We start from the raw sequence: 17,219 nt of genomic DNA, 5'->3' as shown, positions 1-17,219 counted from the left end.
GAAACTACGAACCATGGCGTTAGCCACCCAATACTGTGTAGGCACTGGCGTCGAGTTGGGGGCAGCATCACATAACCCTTTCGATCTGCCAGACTGCCTGAAGGTGGCTCCCTGCGATGGCAGGTTGTTTTTGTATCCTCAGGATATGGACGATTTCAATGCCTATCATCACGAGCAGATGCGTACATCCGGCGAAGTGGAGAGCGTTGATCTATTGGGCGATTTTCAGTCGATAGCCGCTGGTGATGGGACCTTTGACTACCTCATCAGTTCTCATGTCATTGAGCATGTTCCTAACGTCTTTGCGGCTTATATAGAGTCCTCGCGGGTTTTAAAGAACGGCGGTGTTTTTTTCTGCATTTTTCCTAAGCGTACGGCAACCCTTTACGACTCAACGAGGCCATTGATAACGGTCGAGCAGATGGTCGATGACTACGAGAAGGGGCTCGACATGGCGATCATGCCAAAGGAGAACTGGCGAGGGCATTACCAGGTTTTTTCCTTGCAGAGCATGATTCGGGCGATCAATTTCCTGAACAGGAATGAATTAGGAAGCTGGCTCATCGAATGTGTCGAGGAGACAGACTCGAAGGTCGGTAACGGGCACACGGTTGTGCTGAGAAAGTTCGACGGACTTATCGGTGCGGTGTGGCAAGACGGCGCAGCCTTCAGTGAGTCATTTAATCAGTTGGTGAATGAAGGCAAACTGGCCGATGCACTCCGCGCGATCAAGGTTTCGTTGTCCTTCAATTTTTTTGATTCGGAAAAGCTCTATCTGGCTTCGCTTCTAAGCTGCGAGTTGGGTTACACCCATGAGGGCATCGAGTTTTTGCGTCAGGCCCTGACGTTGGATCCGGAAAACGAGGGTTACAGGAAAGACTTCCTGTCGCTGACCAAAGCGCCGTACGTCAATACGGTGCTCTGATTGCGTCTGCACGCGCTGCGGTTTCTAACGATTTTGATGGGAAAAGGATTTTTGTCGTCGCGCTTGAAATTTTGAACGGGTGATGCGTATTTTGTACAGGTTGCCGGTGGACGGCTTGTACAACAATAAAGGATTTAGAATCATGACAATTAATGACCACCGTTCCCTTGCGGAGCGATTGACGGGCATTGATGAGATTGAGTGCGTAACGCCGGATTTGAAAGGTGTGTCACGTGGCAGGGTGATGACCGCTGAGGGTTTCCTCGAAGGGCGGCGTTTGCAGCTTGCGCGTGGCGTGTTGTTGCAATGCATCATAGGCGGCTATCCGCCGGCGCGATTCTACGGTAGCGATGACGGCGATCTGGCGCTGATTGCCGATCCGACCCAGATTCACCGTTTGCCCTGAAGTGAGCACCCGCGTGCGCTGACAATTTGCGATGCGGATGAGCTGGCGGGGGAGGGTTTTCGTCTCTCGATGCGTGGTTAGCTCAAGGCGATCATCGCCCAATAATGCCTGCTGGTCTTACGACAACCGCGCTGCTGGCTTGCGTATTCCGGCGAGTGCGCCGGTCGCCAGAAGGGTGGAGAATCGGCTGCCTGGTGCGGACGCCAACCCTTATCTTGCCATCGCCGCGAGCCTTGCCACCGGTCTTTATGGTATTGAACATGAGTTGGAGCCACCGGCGCCGATTCAGGGTGAGATTCAAGTGCCGGATGAATTGTCATTGCCGTGTACCTTGCATGCCGCTCTGGAGCGTCTGAGGCGTAGCCAATTGGCGAAGGAGCTGTTTGGTAAAGAGTTCATCGAAGGCTACATCGCTTCGAAGAGTATGGAACTGACCAGCTTTTTTTGATGAAATTACTCCCTGGGAAAGGCGCGTGCTGGCTGCTCAGGCTTAGAAACGTTGGTTTTGGACTCTTCCGTCTGGATGACTCCATTCTTTTGCTCTTCTTCTTTTATGTGGAAAGCCTGGAACGTCGATGCGTCAAATCTGGAAGTCCTTTCGAGCGCTTTATTTTGCCTCGCTGATGATGCTCATCGGCTCGGGTCTGTTAAGTACCTATCTTGCTTTGCGCCTGGCGGCCGACCAAGTCGATAGTCTGTGGGTCGGCGCTTTAATGGCGGCCAACTACTTCGGTCTGGTACTGGGCGGCAAGATCGGTCACCGGCTGATTAGCAGGGTCGGGCACATTCGCGCCTACGCCACGTGCGCAGGTATTGTTGGTGCTGCGGTGTTGGGGCACGGTCTGGTCGACTGGTTGCCTGCGTGGCTGTTCCTGCGGGTCATCGTGGGCCTGGGGATGATGTGTCAGTACATGGTCATCGAAAGCTGGCTGAACGAGCAGGCACACGCCAAGCAACGCGGCATTGTGTTTAGCGGTTACATGATCGCGTCTTACCTTGGCTTGGTGCTGGGTCAGCTGATTCTGGTTATTCACCCGTCTTTGGGCCCCGAGTTGCTGATGCTGGTCGCGCTGTGCTTTGCCCTTTGCCTTGTGCCGGTGGCGATGACCCGCAGTATTCACCCGGCGCCCATGCACCCGGCGCCGCTGGAACCCCGTTTTTTCCTTAAGCGGGTGCCGCAATCGTTGAGCACCGTATTGGGGGCAGGGCTGATCATCGGCTCGTTCTATGGTCTGGCGCCGCTGTATGCCTCCCAGCAGGGTTTGTCTACCGAGGCGGTGGGTTTGTTCATGGGTAGCTGCATTCTTGCGGGGCTGTTAGTGCAATGGCCGCTCGGCGCCTTATCGGATCGCTATGACCGTGCCTTGTTGATTCGGATTTTTGCCGGCGCGCTGGCCTTGTTGGCTTTTCCCTTGGCGGTCATGCCGCAGGTGCCTGTGGAAGTGTTGTTCGGGGTCGGCTTCTTCGCATCTTTGATGCAGTTTTGTCTTTATCCGTTGGCCGTGGCCTTTTCCAATGACCACGTTGAAGGTGAGCGCCGTGTGTCGCTGACCGCCATGTTGCTGATGACCTACGGTATTGGTGCCAGCATCGGCCCGTTGGCTGCGGGCGTACTGATGAAGATGTTCGGCAGCAACATGCTCTACGCTTTCGTCTGTTTTGCTGCCGTGATTCTGGTCTGGCGCATCCGGCCTAAGGCGGTGACCAATCTGCACCAGGTCGAGGACGCGCCGTTGCAACACGTTGCGATGCCGGACAGCATGTCCAGCTCACCGTTGGTGGTCGCGTTGGACCCACGTGTCGATGAACAGGTGGTTCAGGAGCAGATGCAGACAGCAGTCGAACCGCAAGAAGGGGCTGAAACCGAAGGCGAGCGGCAAGCGGAATCGCAGTCGACGGCTTCTACAGAAGAGAGCGCTGACAAGCCTGTTTGATAGCGGAGATTGCGCAATTGAGTGATTGAGCTGCGGGGGGAGAAGCGGTATTCGGATAGCGCGATTGCGGCGGTTATTCACCGCAATCGCTGATACTGCAAATACTGATCAGAAGTCGTCGTCTTTATCGAAGCGCCGCGCTTCTCGCTGCAGCTGGTAAACGAATCGCTCAACCTGGCGCTGTACCAGGCCGCTCATGTTGTGGAAGCGCACACCGGCGAACGTGATGTTGATTCTTTCTTCGAAATGCAGGTAACGCAACTCGACAGGCGTGCTCATGTTGCCAAAAGGCAGGCCTGCAACAAAGCGTTCGTACACTTGGCCCAGTTGCAGTTGCTCGGAAATATCACCTTCAAACCGCAATTTGCAGCCCGTGGCAGAGATATCCAGGAGCTTGCCGTTCAGCGCCGACTTGATTTTGTCGCCATTGATTTCAACGTTGACCAGTTGAGCCAATTTCAGTGCTGCGCGAAAGGCGTTGCGGCGCTGGTGATAAACCACTTCCGTCGGCATGGAGCCACGATAGCAGCGATGACCGTCATGATCGTCAATGGTCAGCGTCTCTTCGCATTCCCACGCAATCCGAACACCGTCATGAAAGCCTTCGATGCGAAACGGTTCGCCGCTGGTCAAGAAACGCTCGCCGTCGCGAGGGATCATTTCGTCGAGGGCAATCCCATTGCCGTCGCGATTGACCTCGATCAGGTAGCTTTGAAAGCGCTGACTGCGCTCATGAAAGGTAATGATCAGGGGGTCATGGCTGTCTAGCAGTAACCGCAGATTTGCGGCAATTTCCAAAGGTGTGGTGAGTACCTTTGGTGGCTGCGGATCATCTTCCGCGCTTAAGGCATTGAACACGGTTCATCCATCTCCAGGCAAAATACGACAGCACGTAATCGAGGGGCATTTTGCCAGCATGTTGGGTGCCTTGATACAGTAAAATTACGCTTGGCTCAGCGGGCGTGGCTTATGGACGCTGGATGTCGACCCACGGCTGTCATATAACATTGGCGTTTCACCGCCGGTAATAATTCTCATCTGATGGGCCGTGGAGGCCTGCTGAAGCTTGATCGAGTGACCATTGAGCTCGTTGCTGGCCCGACAGTCGCTCATCAGGGCGCTGAGTACGTCACCTTGGCTGAGCAACTCTTCACCGATCGATGAATGACTCGCCAGTTCCTCAAGGCCTTGACGATCGGGCCTCAGATTCAGGCTGGCAAGAATCTGGCTGCGTTTGCGGCCATGCTGCTCAAGCATGATTACCAGCGACTGTTTCTGCGCAAGAATATTTTCGAGTAAGAACATATCCCGACCATGCAGCGCCAAGGATTCGGCTTGCAATAGTTCCAACAGCTGTTGGGCCGGTGCAATATCGTCGGTAATCAGTTGCAATAGAGTCGTATCGTGCATTGCATGCTCTGGGTTTTAGGCGTCCAAAAGCCCTGGCGCAGGCCTTCGGCTAGCGCTGGGCTTCGAAATTAAGCAGCTTGCTGGCTACGCGACCGCTGTCGACCGTATAGCTGCCATCGGCAACGGCCTGTTTCAACTCGGCCACACGGGCACTGTTGACAACGGGCTGACCGCGCAGCTTGTCGCTAATAGTCTGCAACTGTTGAGCCTCGTTACTAAGATGCACGGCTTCCCCACTCGACGTGGTGACCGCTTCGGTGGTGGCTTTCGCGCTGGCGGAGGTTGCGGCATTGCCGGTCTCCTTGACATTGCCGGTACGCGAACTCGTCGACACGGAGGGGGAGCTGTTTAAACGACTAAAGTCGATGACCATGGTTGAGAACCTCTAGGTGTTTGGACGCTTGCCATGTTTTCGGCCAAACACAAGAAAACTTTAGGTGCGTTATTGAAGTCGATAAAAACGCTCACTGACACAGACTGTCAGTTTAGGAAACTCCGCGCCATCCCGCCAGCGATCACAAGGTCACTTCAACTTGCCCAGGTGCTGTTACACGCGCTTTGATCACCCGTTTCGAGTTCAGGTTCCGTACCCTGATCTGTTCACCCAAGCCTCCATCGGACAATGCCTCGCCAGGCATGCGGACCAGCAGTGTACCGCTCTTGGCAATGATCACAACTTGATCGCCCTTGCGTATCACTTCTGCCTGTTCCATCTGCAGCGGGGTAATGATCTGCCCATTGACCATTTGTCGGGTCATTTTCTGCCCGATCGCCTCGTCAAGCGACGTGATATATCCCTGAGGCATCTGGCTGATATCGCGCTCGCTCAGGGATACGTCGTCTTCGCCTATGATGCCGCCACGCTTGAGCGGGCGTTTGACGATCACGACTTGACGAAATAAATGTACCTGGGCCGGTACGTATACCGTCCAGGGTAATGATCCTTCGCAACGAACCTTGACGGTCACACGTCCTAGAGGCTGAGCAGGACTTTCGAGGCTCGCTGTCAATTCCTTGTCGCACTGTGTCAGTGTCATGCGCGGATCGAGCTGGTTGACCTGAATTTGGTAGCGGCCTTCGGTTTGGGTCGTTGCCAGATAATCCTCTATGGAGAATTCAAGAAACCCTTGGGTCACGCCGATAAGTTGATCAGAAAGGCTCAAAGGCTCGCTCTGTGCGAATTGGCCGCCACTAAAAAGCCACAAAACGGCCACAGTGCAGCGTAAGCTGCCGTAGCCAGATGCCATGCGTCGGGAAAATGTCGTTTTTGCATTCATAACAGTTAAAAAGCAAGGCCCGTGCCGCTTAGTCATTTTGGCAATTATGGGTTCGAAGCTTTGATTCAGGAGTAAGGGCATGGCTGGAGTAATGGATTCGGTGAACCAGCGCACGCAGCTGGTGGGGCAGAACCGTCTTGAGTTGTTGTTGTTCCGTCTCAACGGCCAGCAGCTCTACGGGATTAATGTGTTCAAGGTCAGGGAGGTGCTGCAATGCCCTAAACTGACCGTGATGCCCAAGTCCAACCCAGTGGTGCGTGGCGTTGCAAATATTCGTGGGGCGACCATTCCGATCATCGATCTGGGGATGGCAACAGGCGCGAAGGCATTGGAGCGGGGTGTGAATGACACCTTCGTTATCATTACCGAGTACAACACCAAAATTCAGGGTTTTCTGGTGCATTCGGTGGAGCGCATCGTCAACATGAACTGGGAGGAGATCCATCCGCCGCCCAAGGGAACGGGACGCGATCATTATCTGACCGCAGTGACCCGAGTCGATAACCAGTTGGTCGAAATCATTGATGTGGAGAAAATCCTCGCGGAAGTAGCGCCGACTTCGGAAAGTATTTCGGTCGGTGTTGTCGATGAAGAAACACAGGCCAAAGCGCTGACCCTTCGAGTGCTGACCGTCGACGATTCGTCGGTTGCGCGTAAGCAGGTGACACGCTGTCTGCAGACAGTCGGGGTCGAGGTGGTAGCCTTGAATGACGGTCGTCAGGCGCTGGATTACCTGCTACGCATGGTCGAAGAGGGCAAGAAGCCTGAAGAGGAATTTTTGATGATGATTTCAGACATCGAAATGCCCGAGATGGATGGGTATACCTTGACTTCGGCAATCCGCAACGATCCGCGCATGCAAAAAATACACATCATCCTGCATACTTCCTTGTCGGGAGTGTTCAACCAGGCGATGGTCAAGAAAGTCGGTGCCGATGATTTTCTTGCCAAGTTCCGGCCTGATGAGCTTGCCGCTCGGGTAGTTGATCGGATCAACGCGGTGAAATAATCGCCAAAGGGCGCCGCCCTTTGGCTGGACGCAAGATTGTAAGAGGCGGTTTCTTTGTCTACAGGTAATTTGGATTTCGAACAGTTCCGGGTCTTCCTGGAAAAAGCCTGTGGCATTTTGCTCGGAGAGAATAAACAGTATCTGGTCTCAAGCCGTCTCAACAAACTCATGGACCAGCAAGGCATCAAGTCGCTGGGGGAGTTGATTCAGCGAATCCAGGCTCAGCCTCGCAGTGGTCTGCGCGAGCAGGTCGTGGATGCAATGACCACCAACGAAACGCTCTGGTTTCGCGACACCTATCCGTTCGAAGTCATGAAGAACAAAGTGCTTCCAGAGGCGATCAAGGCCAGCCCGAACCAGCGCCTGCGTATCTGGTCGGCGGCGTGTTCTTCAGGCCAGGAACCGTACTCGTTATCGATGACGATCGACGAGTTCGAGCGTAGCAACCTCGGTCAGCTAAAACAGGGCGTGCAGATCATCGCTACCGATCTTTCGGGGTTGATGTTGAACAACTGCAAGACGGGCGAATACGACAGTCTGGCGTTGGGTCGAGGGCTATCCCAAGAGCGTCTGCAGCGTTTTTTCGATCCCAAAGAAGCGGGGCGTTGGGCAATCAAGGCGCCCATCAAGAGCCGGGTCGAGTTTCGCTCTTTCAACCTGCTCGACAGTTATGCAAGCCTGGGGAAATTCGACATCGTTTTTTGCCGCAACGTGCTGATCTATTTCTCGGCGGAGGTGAAGAAGGACATTCTGTTGCGTATCCACAGTACGCTTAAGCCCGGTGGCTACCTGTTTCTCGGGGCATCGGAAGCGCTGAATGGTTTGCCTGAGCATTATCAGATGGTTCAGTGCAGTCCTGGGATCATTTACCAGGCGAAGTGATCGCTGCGCTAAAAAAGAGACCTTAGGGTCTCTTTTTTTACATCAGCTAAACCGTTGCGGCTCTTCTGGGAGGAAGCGGCAATGGCAAGAAAACGGCGCTGTGCTTGCCGCTTTATCCCTTTATAGCGGAAATGCCTTGCCGCTTTTCTGTCGTTGCCGCCCCAGGATAGCTCGCAAACCCTTGATTTATGGCGCTGGCGAAGCTGGCACGCTGATTGCTTTGTGACTGATACGAAATTCAGGTCAGCCGCTAAAGGTTTCCCGACATGAGCATCAGCTTCGATAAAGCGCTAGGCATCCATGAGCAAGCCCTTGGCTTTCGCGCTCAGCGTGCAGAGGTCTTGGCCAACAACATCGCCAACGCCGACACGCCGAACTATAAGGCGCGAGATCTTGAGTTCTCGGCCGTGCTCGCAGCGCAAAGCGATAAAACCAAGAATGGCGCGTTTGGCCTTAAAACGACCAACAGTCGGCACATCGACGCCGAGGGTCTGAGCGGTGGCGACGGCGCGCTGCTGTATCGCACACCTAGCCAACCTTCGCTTGACCAGAATACCGTCGATACGCAGGTTGAACAGGCCAGCTACGCACAGAACGCCGTAGGCTTCCAGGCCAGTTTCACCCTGCTCAACAGCAAATTCAAAGGGCTGGTGTCAGCCCTTCGTGGAGAGTAATTCATGTCCCTTGCAAGTGTTTTTAACATTGCCGGCAGTGGCATGAGTGCTCAGACCACGCGCCTGAACACCGTGGCCAGTAACATTGCCAACGCCGAAACAGTCTCGTCGAGCATGGATCAAACCTACCGCACCCGTCACCCCGTGTTTGCGACCGTGCTTCAGGGGCAGGGCAGCGGCGACAGTGGTTCGCTGTTCGGCAGTCAGGACGAAGCGGGTCAGGGTGTTCAGGTCAGCGGGATCATCGAAGATCCGAGCAACCTCGAGGCACGTTATGAGCCAACGCATCCGTCGGCTGACAAGAACGGTTATGTCTACTACCCCAACGTCAATGTTGTTTCGGAGATGGCCGACATGATCTCGGCCAGCCGCTCGTTTCAGACCAATGCGGACATTATGAATACCGCCAAAACCATGATGCAGAAGGTCCTGACCCTGGGTCAGTGATAAGAGGCGCAGTCGATGACAACTACTAGCAGCGTCGGTCAGTCGGTTCTGGATCAGCTTCAGAAAACGGCAAGCTCAAGCAACACAGGCACCACCAACAAAACGGGGACTGCCTCACTGGGCAAAGATGCATTCCTGCAACTGCTGGTTACGCAGATGAAGAACCAAGACCCTCTCAGTCCGCAGGACAACACGCAGTTCGTTTCTCAGTTGGCTCAGTTCAGCAGCCTTGAGAGCATGCAGAACCTGAGCAGTACGGTTGATACGATTGCCAGTACTTATCAGTCGTCCCAAGCCTTGCAGGCGTCCTCTCTGGTTGGGCGTTCGGTGATCGTCAGCAGCGGTTCGGCAGTGGTCGATACCACGAAGGGCCTGACCGGTTCAGTGGTCGTCCCGGCGTCGAACTCGTCGACCACGGTCAAAATCTCCGACGCGAGTGGGAACCTGGTCGACACCATCGATCTTGGTGCGCAGGCGGCGGGTACTACCAGCTTTACCTGGAACGGTCAGAACAGCGATGGCACGACTGCGGCGTCAGGTACTTACAGCGTCGTCGCCACAGGTACTGCCAATGGTACGGCCACTGCCTTGAGCACCTATCTGCCAGCCACCGTCAACAGTGTGACGATGGGTGTCAGTGGTGCGGAAATGACGCTCAACCTGGCAGGCGGCAGCAGTGTTGGTTTGTCCAAAGTGCAAACAATCGGAATATAGAGCCGACTAGACGGCAAAGGAGTTGAGCATGTCATTCAATATCGGCCTCAGTGGGCTCTATGCGGCAAACAAAAGTCTCGACGTTACCGGCAACAACATTGCCAACGTTGCGACCACGGGTTTTAAATCGTCCCGTACCGAGTTCCAGGACCAGTACGCTGCTTCGATTCGCGGTACTTCCGGTGGTACCACTGCGGGTAGCGGTGTCACCACGGCCGCCGTGTCCCAGCAATTCACGCAAGGTACTTTGACCACCGGCACCGGCCGCAGCCTTGATTTGGCTATTAACGGCAACGGCTTCTTCATGGTCAGCAATCACGGCGAAAAACTCTATACCCGTGCCGGTGCGTTCTACCCGGACAAGAGTGGTAATGTCGTCGACGCTTCCGGCAACAAGCTGCAGGGCTACGGTGTTAATGCGGCAGGCAATGTCGTGAACGGTGTATTGACCGATCTTAAAATCGACTCGTCGAATCTGGCACCTAGCCCGACAGGTACCGTCACCATTGCGTCCAATCTGAATTCTTCATCGAAACTTCCGACTGTCACGCCGTTCGACCCAAATGACGTGAACAGCTACACCAACACGTTCAGTACGCCGCTCTACGACAGTCAGGGCAACGAGCACTCCATGAGTCAGTACTTCGCCAAGACGGGTACCAATGCCTGGACGATGTACACGCTGGTCGACGGTCGCAATGCATCGAGCCCGGCGACCACGCCGGTAGTGGCTGACTCGATGAACCTGACCTTCAAATCTGACGGCTCGCTGGATACTACTGCGCTGGCTACAACGGGTAACCTGGCTGTCAATGCTGACGGCACTTTTACCCTGAACAACTGGGTGCCGGCTGCGCAAGTGGGTACCACAGGCGTCTGGGCAGGCAACGGCGCTTCGGCCAAGACTGGCGGTGTCAAGCTGGACATGCTCGCGACCACTCAGACCAACTCGGTCTCGGGCGCGATCACCAAGACTCAGGACGGCTATGCAACCGGTCAGTTGTCGGCCATGTCGGTAGACCCTACCGGCAACCTGTTCGCCACCTACACCAACGGTCAGTCCAAGGTCATTGGACAAGTGTCGTTGACCAACTTCGCCAACGTTCAGGGTTTGTCTCCGGCAGGCGGTACTAGCTGGCGTGAAACCTATGCGTCTGGGGTTCCGGTCACGGGAGTGCCGGAGTCAGGCACACTTGGCAGTCTCACGGGTGAAGCGCTGGAAGACTCTAACGTCAATCTGACCAGTGAATTGGTCGACTTGATCAAGGCGCAAAGCAACTATCAGGCAAACGCGAAAACCATTTCGACTCAAAGCACCATCATGCAGACCATCATCCAGATGGCGTGATAAATATGCAGTGATGCAGTGTCGAACGAAGCCCCTTCTTGAAGGGGCTTTTTGTTGGGCGCGATTTGGTATTTCTGTCATTGGTTATCCAGAAGATATAGAAGTTTGCCGTCACGCCTTGAGCGCGATTCAAGTAGATAGTTGCGCCAAGGTTAAGAAGTAAAAGTTATAGCTGATTCCTACTGCATATGTAGAAAATTCCTACTTTCGATAATGCGAGAATAAAAACGCAGAAAGGAACGGATGGTACTGAAGTTTAAGTGTTGCAAAGTTTTACTGAGAAAAAATGCATTAACGAGAGCGTCGTTCAATACGGCACAGGAGTGTTTATGTCATTCAATGTTTCCCTGAGTGGGCTGCACGCTGCCCATAAAAGACTTGAGGTCGCCGGCAACAACATCGCTAACGTTGGGACTCATGGTTTCAAATCATCCCGTGCGGAATTTGCGGCACTGTATTTGAGCGCGCAACTGGGTAATGGTCACAACGCAGTCGGTGACGGTGTTCGTCTGGCTAATGTCTCGCAAAATTTCAGTCAGGGTGGTGTTGATGCCAGTTCGGGCGGGGTTCTGGACATGCGTATACAGGGTAAAGGCTTTTTCGTGGTAAGCGATAACGGAGCGCTGAGCTACACCCGCGCTGGCGCGTTCAAAATGGACAAGAACGATTATATCGTTGATAACGAAGGCAGCCGCTTGCAAGGCTATGGTGTAAACGCTAAAGGTGATGCCGTTAATGGGGGGGCGGACCGACCTGAAGATCGATACCTCTAATATGGTGCCCAAGGCCACCACTGAAGTTCTCGAAACAATGAACCTGGACTCATCTCAATCCGCACTCTCGGCACTTCCGGTTTTTAATCCGGATGATCCAGGTACCTATTCGAAAGTGATCAGCAGAATGGTTAAGGATAAAGGGGTAGACGCGGTTGCGGAGGTCAGGGTCAAGGATGCGCAGGGGAATGAGACAGTGCTTATTCAGGCCCGGCCAGCCATTCCTCCAGTGGAGCATGAACTTAAGCAATACTTCGTTAAAACCGATGCGGATCAATGGGCTATGTACACGCTAATAGATGGGCGTAATCCGGTGGATCACACAGCGACCACACCGCTGAAGGTAATGATTACAAAAAAACCGGATGGCAGCCTGTCATCGGCGGGCGAGGGTGAGCATATCAAAAAAACATCCGACACAGAGTTCACCCTGAACGGCTGGAAGCCCGCTCAGCAACTCAATGGTATTTGGGCTGCCAGTCCAGCCTCTAACGACGGATCGATTGTGCTTTCGTTAGACGACGGTGCAATCAATGGAATTGACGAGGGCGACGTCGTGATGGCGCGGCGTGTTCCAATGTTCGACCCTAACGATGTCACGACGTTTAACAAGTCGTTTGCGACCTCGGTTTACGACAGCCTGGGTAACAAGCATGAGATGACTCAATACTTCGTCAAGGATGATACGAACAGCTGGAAAATGCATGTTCTCGTCAACGGTCGAAACCCGGCGAACCCGGAGAAAGCCGATCCAGTCTCGGCACAGATAATCTTCGATTCCTACGGGTCGGTTCAGTCAATGACCGGCAGTCAAGGTCTTGCGGTGGCAAACCGGACATTGACCCTTGAGGGGTGGGTGCCTGCCAAGGTGATTGATGGGGGAACCCGTAACGAAAAATGGGTATCCAACGGTGCCCGGAGCAGTTCGGGTGGCATTGCCATTGACTTGAACAGACTCAGCCAGCATAACGCAGAGTCTGCGCGCGTTTCAGCTCAGCAGGACGGGCATGCTGCAGGCAATATCAACAACATCAGCATCGATATGAATGGCGTTCTGAGTGCGGGCTTCACGAACGGGCTGCATAAGAAAATCGGCCAGGTCACGCTCGCCAGCTTTGCCAATGAGCAAGGTTTGCAGCCGGACAGTCACACCCACTGGCGGGAAACGAACGCCTCAGGCATTGCTAATCTCGATGCGCCAAAAGCCGGTACGTTGGGCAGCATTGTCTCGGGTGCGCTTGAGGGCTCCAACGTCGAATTGACCAACGAGCTTGTGGAACTGATCCAGGCGCAGGTTGCCTATCAGGCCAATTCAAAAGCCTTGTCTACAGAAGCGACGCTGATGCAAACGCTGATTCAGGCGACATGATTCCAGGCATGTCTGCTAGCGCGGTGTCCCTTGGTGCCTTTAGCCAGGGCGTCCTGGATATCGGCAACTCGCATCTCTGTAGGGGCCGCCAATCAGCTTGAATGCCGATTTGGGATTGACCCACTGCTTGCAAATAATCCGTGTCGCGCCTTGCCATTTGTACCAGGGCGCGGTGGCGGCTTGGGCCTGGATCGGGATGAGGATCAGGCTGGTCACAAGTAAAAGAATCAAGCGGGTTTGAAGGGGCATATAAACCTCGTTGGGTACCAATCAAATGGTATCGCGACGAACACATTTTTTATCCCGCTTTTGTTGTTTTCTCCTTCGGTGAGGGTTTTCTGACGGCAATATCCCCATCATTTGGCCAAATGCGGCAGTCCGCCGCCGCGTATGCCCGAGCGGCGCTCTCTGTTTTCGAGTTTTCCCCCGTTAACGCTGGAAAATCAAGATGTTGTGTGGTGAAAGATTAGTTGGTTCGAATATTGCTACAACGTTTTTAGAACAGCTACAGGCGGCAAACGTCTGTCAGGGGAGGAAAGACTGTGGACAAGTTGCTTTACGTGGCAATGAGCGGTGCGTCCGAGAACGCTATCGCACAGAAGGCTCATGCGAACAACCTGGCGAACGTCTCGACCAACGGTTTTCAGCGTGACCTTGAACAGGCGCGCTCAATCCCCGTGTTTGGGGAGGTCATGCCTTCGCGTGCCTATGCCATGAGTGAGCGTCCGGGGACTGATTTTTCGGGCGGTGCCATGGTCGACACGGGGCGGGATCTGGATGTTGCCGTGAAAGGGGATGGCTGGATCGCTGTACAGACCGCAGACGGTGGTGAGGCTTACACGCGCTCCGCCAGTCTGAATGTCGATGCTCTTGGTATTTTGCGGGCTGGCAATGGTTTGCCGGTCATGGGCAATGGTGGGCCGATTGCCGTGCCACCCCAGCAACAAATTGAGGTCGGTGCCGATGGCACCATCAGCGTTCGTTCAATGGGTGAAGGTCCAAAGGTGATGGCGCAGGTGGACCGAATCAAACTGGTTAAACCTGACATGAAAAACATGGAGAAAGGTGCCGATGGCCTGATCCACACCAAGGACGGCAAGGCTGCCGGTGCTGACGGCACCGTCCAGGTCGAGTCGGGATTTCTGCAAGCGAGCAACGTCAATGCCGTTGAGGAAATGACATCGGTGCTGACGCTGTCCCGTCAATTTGAATTACACATCAAAATGATGAAGACCGCTGAAACAAACGACGAGTCGATGGCTCGGGTCTTGCAGATTAGCTAAACATTGACAGCTTGCGCCGATAATCAGGCGCTCGAGGAGAGAAAGAATGCTTCCGGCACTTTATGTAAGCAAGACCGGTCTGGCCGCTCAGGACATAAACCTGACGACGATCTCCAACAACCTGGCGAACGTATCGACCACAGGTTTCAAGCGTGATCGTGCCGAGTTCCAGGACTTGCTCTATCAGATCAAACGTCAACCAGGCGCTCAGTCGACCCAGGACAGCGAACTGCCATCTGGTCTGCAGTTGGGTACCGGTGTGCGTATTGTCGGGACGCAGAAAAACTTTTCGGCTGGTAGCTTGCAAACGACTGATCAGCCGCTCGATCTGGCAGTTAATGGTCGCGGCTTTTTCCAGATCATGCAGCCCGATGGCACGGTGGCCTACAGCCGTGATGGTACGTTCCACCTGAACAGCAACGGCCAGATCGTGACCGCCAATGGTTACGCCCTGGAGCCAGCGATTGTCGTCCCGGCCCAGGCCCAGACGTTCACCGTGGGCCAGGACGGCACGGTGTCTGTGACCCTGGCAGGCGCCAATGCCACCTCCCAGGTGATTGGTAACTTGCAAACCGCTGACTTCGTCAACCCGTCAGGTCTGCAATCAGTGGGTAGCAACCTGTTCCTGGAAACGGCTTCAAGCGGCGCTCCACAGGTGGGTACGCCGGGGCTGAACGGTTTTGGTACGACACAGCAGAACACCCTGGAAGCCTCCAACGTGAGCACCGTCGAGGAAATGGTCAACATGATCACCACTCAGCGCGCTTACGAGATGAACTCCAAAGTGATCTCCACCGCTGACCAGATGCTGCAGTACGTGACGCAAAATCTGTAAGGCTCTGATAGGCCTGTTCGACCTGTCGATACACCTGATCAATTGGACGGGGTGCCCGGTCGGCACCTGCTACACCGCGAGGTTTTAAGTGTCATGAAACGGCTTCTTGTTCTGCGGCTTTCCGCGCTGATCGCTTCGCTCTGCGGAATCGCTCTTCTGGCGGGCTGCGTCGCGCCCGTGGCCAAGCCCAATGACCCTTATTACGCGCCGGTGTTGCCGCGCACGCCGCTGGCTGCTGCCGCGAACAACGGTTCGATTTATCAGGCTGGGTTTGAGCAAAACCTGTATGACGATCGCAAGGCTTATCGGGTCGGCGACATCATCACCATCACGCTTTCCGAGAAAACTGCAGCGAGCAAGGCGGCCAGTTCCGGGCTGACCAAAAACAGCACTAACAGCATTGGTCTGACGTCGTTGTTCGGTGGCGGGATGACCACCAATAACCCGATGGGCAGCGGCGATCTGAGCATCAACGCTGGCTATAACGGCGCACGCACCACCAAGGGTGATGGCAAGGCAGCCCAAAGCAATAGCCTGACCGGTTCGGTGACGGTGACGGTGGCTGACGTCCTGCCCAACGGTATCCTCGCGGTTCGCGGCGAGAAATGGTTGACCCTTAACACGGGCGATGAACTGGTGCGCATCGCTGGCTTGATTCGTGCTGACGATATCGCCACCGATAACACGGTGTCGTCGACTCGAGTGGCCGATGCACGCATTACATATTCGGGTACCGGTTCGTTCGCCGATACCAGTCAACCGGGGTGGTTCGATCGGTTCTTCCTCAGCCCGTTGTTCCCTTTCTGATCGCGGGATAGACATGCATACGTTCAAGCAACTGATGGCTGCGGTACTGCTGTTATCCACGACACTCGGTGTTCATGCCGAGCGTTTGAAGGACATTGCCAGCATTTCCGGCGTTCGGACCAACCAATTGATTGGCTACGGCCTGGTGGTCGGTCTCAACGGTACCGGCGACCAGACCACGCAGACCCCGTTCACGCTGCAGACGTTCAACAACATGCTGGCCCAGTTCGGTATCAAGGTGCCGAGTGGCTCGGGCACCGTACAGCTGAAAAACGTCGCAGCAGTGGCGATATATGCTGATCTGCCGCCATTCGCCAAGCCAGGTCAGATGGTCGATATCACCGTATCGTCCATCGGTAACTCGAAAAGCTTGCGCGGCGGCAGCCTGTTGATGACCCCCATGAAAGGTATCGATGGCAACGTCTACGCTATCGCCCAAGGCAATTTGGTGGTCGGCGGTTTCGACGCCGAGGGCCGCGACGGCTCGAAGATTACGGTCAATGTTCCTTCGTCCGGGCGTATTCCGGGCGGTGCTTCAGTCGAGCGTTCGGTGCCGAGTGGATTCAACCAGGGCAACAGCCTGACCTTGAACCTCAACCGATCCGACTTCACTACTGCCAAGCGCGTAGTCGACAAAATCAACGACATGCTCGGCCCTGGCGTGGCTAAAGCGCTGGATGGTGGATCGGTGCGGGTGACTGCGCCACTGGATCCGAGTCAGCGGGTCGACTACTTGTCGATTCTCGAGAACCTGGAGATTGATCCGGGTCAGGCAGCGGCCAAGGTCATCATCAACTCGCGTACTGGCACCATCGTGATTGGCCAGAACGTCAAGGTTTCACCGGCAGCCGTGACTCACGGCAGCCTGACCGTGACTATCACCGAAGACCCGATTGTCAGCCAGCCGGGTGCGTTGTCTGGCGGGCAAACGGCTGTGGTCCCGCGTTCGCGGATCAACGCGGCGCAAGAGCTGCACCCGATGTTCAAGTTCGGCCCAGGCACCACGCTGGATGAGATCGTGCGAGCGGTCAATCAGGTCGGCGCAGCGCCAGGTGACTTGATGGCGATTCTCGAAGCCCTGAAGCAGGCCGGCGCGCTGCAAGCCGACCTGATCGTCATCTGAGGA

The 17,219-nt window shown here is 54.9% G+C and carries 17 protein-coding genes and 2 pseudogenes; 14 read left to right on the top strand and 5 right to left on the bottom strand.

Annotated elements, in window-relative coordinates; genetic code table 11:
- Window positions 1-13 precede the first annotated feature (13 nt).
- The 3 genes and pseudogenes from RHM55_RS05790 to RHM55_RS05775 all read left to right on the top strand — a co-directional run bounded on the left by RHM55_RS05790 (window position 14) and on the right by RHM55_RS05775 (window position 3,265).
- Window positions 14-925, top strand: a complete 912-nt coding sequence (locus RHM55_RS05790) for a class I SAM-dependent methyltransferase (RefSeq protein ID WP_322180122.1) — start codon at window positions 14-16, stop codon at window positions 923-925.
- A gap of 244 nt (window positions 926-1,169) precedes the next feature.
- A pseudogene (locus RHM55_RS25850) lies at window positions 1,170-1,825 on the top strand (hypothetical protein).
- 81 nt (window positions 1,826-1,906) lie between these two features.
- The gene (locus tag RHM55_RS05775) at window positions 1,907-3,265 is read left to right on the top strand and encodes an MFS transporter (protein ID WP_322180118.1); all 1,359 of its coding nucleotides are present in this window, start codon (window positions 1,907-1,909) and stop codon (window positions 3,263-3,265) included.
- A 108-nt stretch (window positions 3,266-3,373) separates the two neighbouring features.
- Here RHM55_RS05775 and RHM55_RS05770 read toward each other — a convergent pair whose 3' ends face one another.
- The 4 genes from RHM55_RS05770 to flgA form a co-directional block, all read right to left on the bottom strand.
- A complete protein-coding gene (locus tag RHM55_RS05770; protein ID WP_322180116.1) occupies window positions 3,374-4,123 on the bottom strand; it encodes a flagellar brake protein in 750 nt (249 codons plus the stop codon).
- 84 nt (window positions 4,124-4,207) lie between these two features.
- Window positions 4,208-4,675 (bottom strand): flagellar protein FlgN, encoded by a 468-nt coding sequence (locus RHM55_RS05765; protein ID WP_322180114.1) that lies wholly within the window; start codon window positions 4,673-4,675, stop codon window positions 4,208-4,210.
- 49 nt (window positions 4,676-4,724) lie between these two features.
- A complete protein-coding gene (gene flgM / locus RHM55_RS05760) occupies window positions 4,725-5,048 on the bottom strand; it encodes a flagellar biosynthesis anti-sigma factor FlgM (protein ID WP_322180112.1) in 324 nt (107 codons plus the stop codon).
- Window positions 5,049-5,190: 142 nt separating this feature from the next.
- Entirely contained in the window at window positions 5,191-5,952 is a 762-nt protein-coding gene (gene flgA / locus RHM55_RS05755) for a flagellar basal body P-ring formation chaperone FlgA (RefSeq protein ID WP_322182756.1), read from the bottom strand.
- Between the two features lie 79 nt (window positions 5,953-6,031).
- Between flgA and RHM55_RS05750 the strand changes: the two genes are divergently transcribed.
- The 7 genes and pseudogenes from RHM55_RS05750 (at window position 6,032) to RHM55_RS05720 (ending at window position 13,168) form a co-directional block, all read left to right on the top strand.
- Window positions 6,032-6,961 carry a chemotaxis protein CheV gene (locus RHM55_RS05750; protein WP_322180110.1) on the top strand — a complete coding sequence of 310 codons (930 nt, stop codon included), beginning with the start codon at window positions 6,032-6,034 and terminating at the stop codon, window positions 6,959-6,961.
- Window positions 6,962-7,015: 54 nt separating this feature from the next.
- Window positions 7,016-7,843, top strand: coding sequence for a protein-glutamate O-methyltransferase CheR (gene cheR / locus RHM55_RS05745; protein ID WP_322180108.1), 828 nt, complete (start codon window positions 7,016-7,018; stop codon window positions 7,841-7,843).
- 266 nt (window positions 7,844-8,109) lie between these two features.
- Window positions 8,110-8,517 carry a flagellar basal body rod protein FlgB gene (flgB, locus tag RHM55_RS05740; RefSeq protein ID WP_322180106.1) on the top strand — a complete coding sequence of 136 codons (408 nt, stop codon included), beginning with the start codon at window positions 8,110-8,112 and terminating at the stop codon, window positions 8,515-8,517.
- Between the two features lie 3 nt (window positions 8,518-8,520).
- Window positions 8,521-8,964, top strand: a complete 444-nt coding sequence (gene flgC, locus RHM55_RS05735) for a flagellar basal body rod protein FlgC (protein WP_322180104.1) — start codon at window positions 8,521-8,523, stop codon at window positions 8,962-8,964.
- 15 nt (window positions 8,965-8,979) lie between these two features.
- Complete coding sequence (locus RHM55_RS05730; RefSeq protein ID WP_322180102.1) at window positions 8,980-9,678, top strand: flagellar hook assembly protein FlgD; 699 nt, start codon at window positions 8,980-8,982, stop codon at window positions 9,676-9,678.
- 28 nt (window positions 9,679-9,706) lie between these two features.
- Window positions 9,707-11,026, top strand: coding sequence for a flagellar hook protein FlgE (gene flgE / locus RHM55_RS05725; protein ID WP_322180100.1), 1,320 nt, complete (start codon window positions 9,707-9,709; stop codon window positions 11,024-11,026).
- 329 nt (window positions 11,027-11,355) lie between these two features.
- A pseudogene (locus tag RHM55_RS05720) lies at window positions 11,356-13,168 on the top strand (flagellar hook-basal body complex protein).
- A gap of 39 nt (window positions 13,169-13,207) precedes the next feature.
- Here RHM55_RS05720 and RHM55_RS05715 read toward each other — a convergent pair.
- Window positions 13,208-13,417: a hypothetical protein gene (locus RHM55_RS05715; protein WP_322180098.1), complete on the bottom strand. Its 210-nt coding sequence runs from the start codon at window positions 13,415-13,417 to the stop codon at window positions 13,208-13,210.
- 293 nt (window positions 13,418-13,710) lie between these two features.
- Here RHM55_RS05715 and RHM55_RS05710 point away from each other — a divergent pair, with 293 nt between their 5' ends.
- The 4 genes from RHM55_RS05710 to RHM55_RS05695 all read left to right on the top strand — a co-directional run bounded on the left by RHM55_RS05710 (window position 13,711) and on the right by RHM55_RS05695 (window position 17,216).
- On the top strand, window positions 13,711-14,451 hold the full coding sequence (locus tag RHM55_RS05710; protein ID WP_322180096.1) for a flagellar basal body rod protein FlgF: 741 nt from the start codon (window positions 13,711-13,713) through the stop codon (window positions 14,449-14,451).
- A 46-nt stretch (window positions 14,452-14,497) separates the two neighbouring features.
- Window positions 14,498-15,286, top strand: a complete 789-nt coding sequence (gene flgG, locus RHM55_RS05705) for a flagellar basal-body rod protein FlgG (RefSeq protein WP_219060413.1) — start codon at window positions 14,498-14,500, stop codon at window positions 15,284-15,286.
- A 93-nt stretch (window positions 15,287-15,379) separates the two neighbouring features.
- The gene (flgH, locus tag RHM55_RS05700) at window positions 15,380-16,093 is read left to right on the top strand and encodes a flagellar basal body L-ring protein FlgH (RefSeq protein ID WP_322180094.1); all 714 of its coding nucleotides are present in this window, start codon (window positions 15,380-15,382) and stop codon (window positions 16,091-16,093) included.
- A 13-nt stretch (window positions 16,094-16,106) separates the two neighbouring features.
- The gene (locus RHM55_RS05695; RefSeq protein ID WP_219060415.1) at window positions 16,107-17,216 is read left to right on the top strand and encodes a flagellar basal body P-ring protein FlgI; all 1,110 of its coding nucleotides are present in this window, start codon (window positions 16,107-16,109) and stop codon (window positions 17,214-17,216) included.
- Window positions 17,217-17,219: the final 3 nt, after the last annotated feature.

The sequence above is a fragment of the Pseudomonas sp. MH9.2 genome (genome assembly GCF_034353875.1).
Taxonomy (GTDB): Bacteria; Pseudomonadota; Gammaproteobacteria; order Pseudomonadales; family Pseudomonadaceae; genus Aquipseudomonas.
The sequence above is the reverse complement of the archived record's forward strand: the minus strand, read 5'-3'. Positions and strand labels throughout refer to the sequence as shown.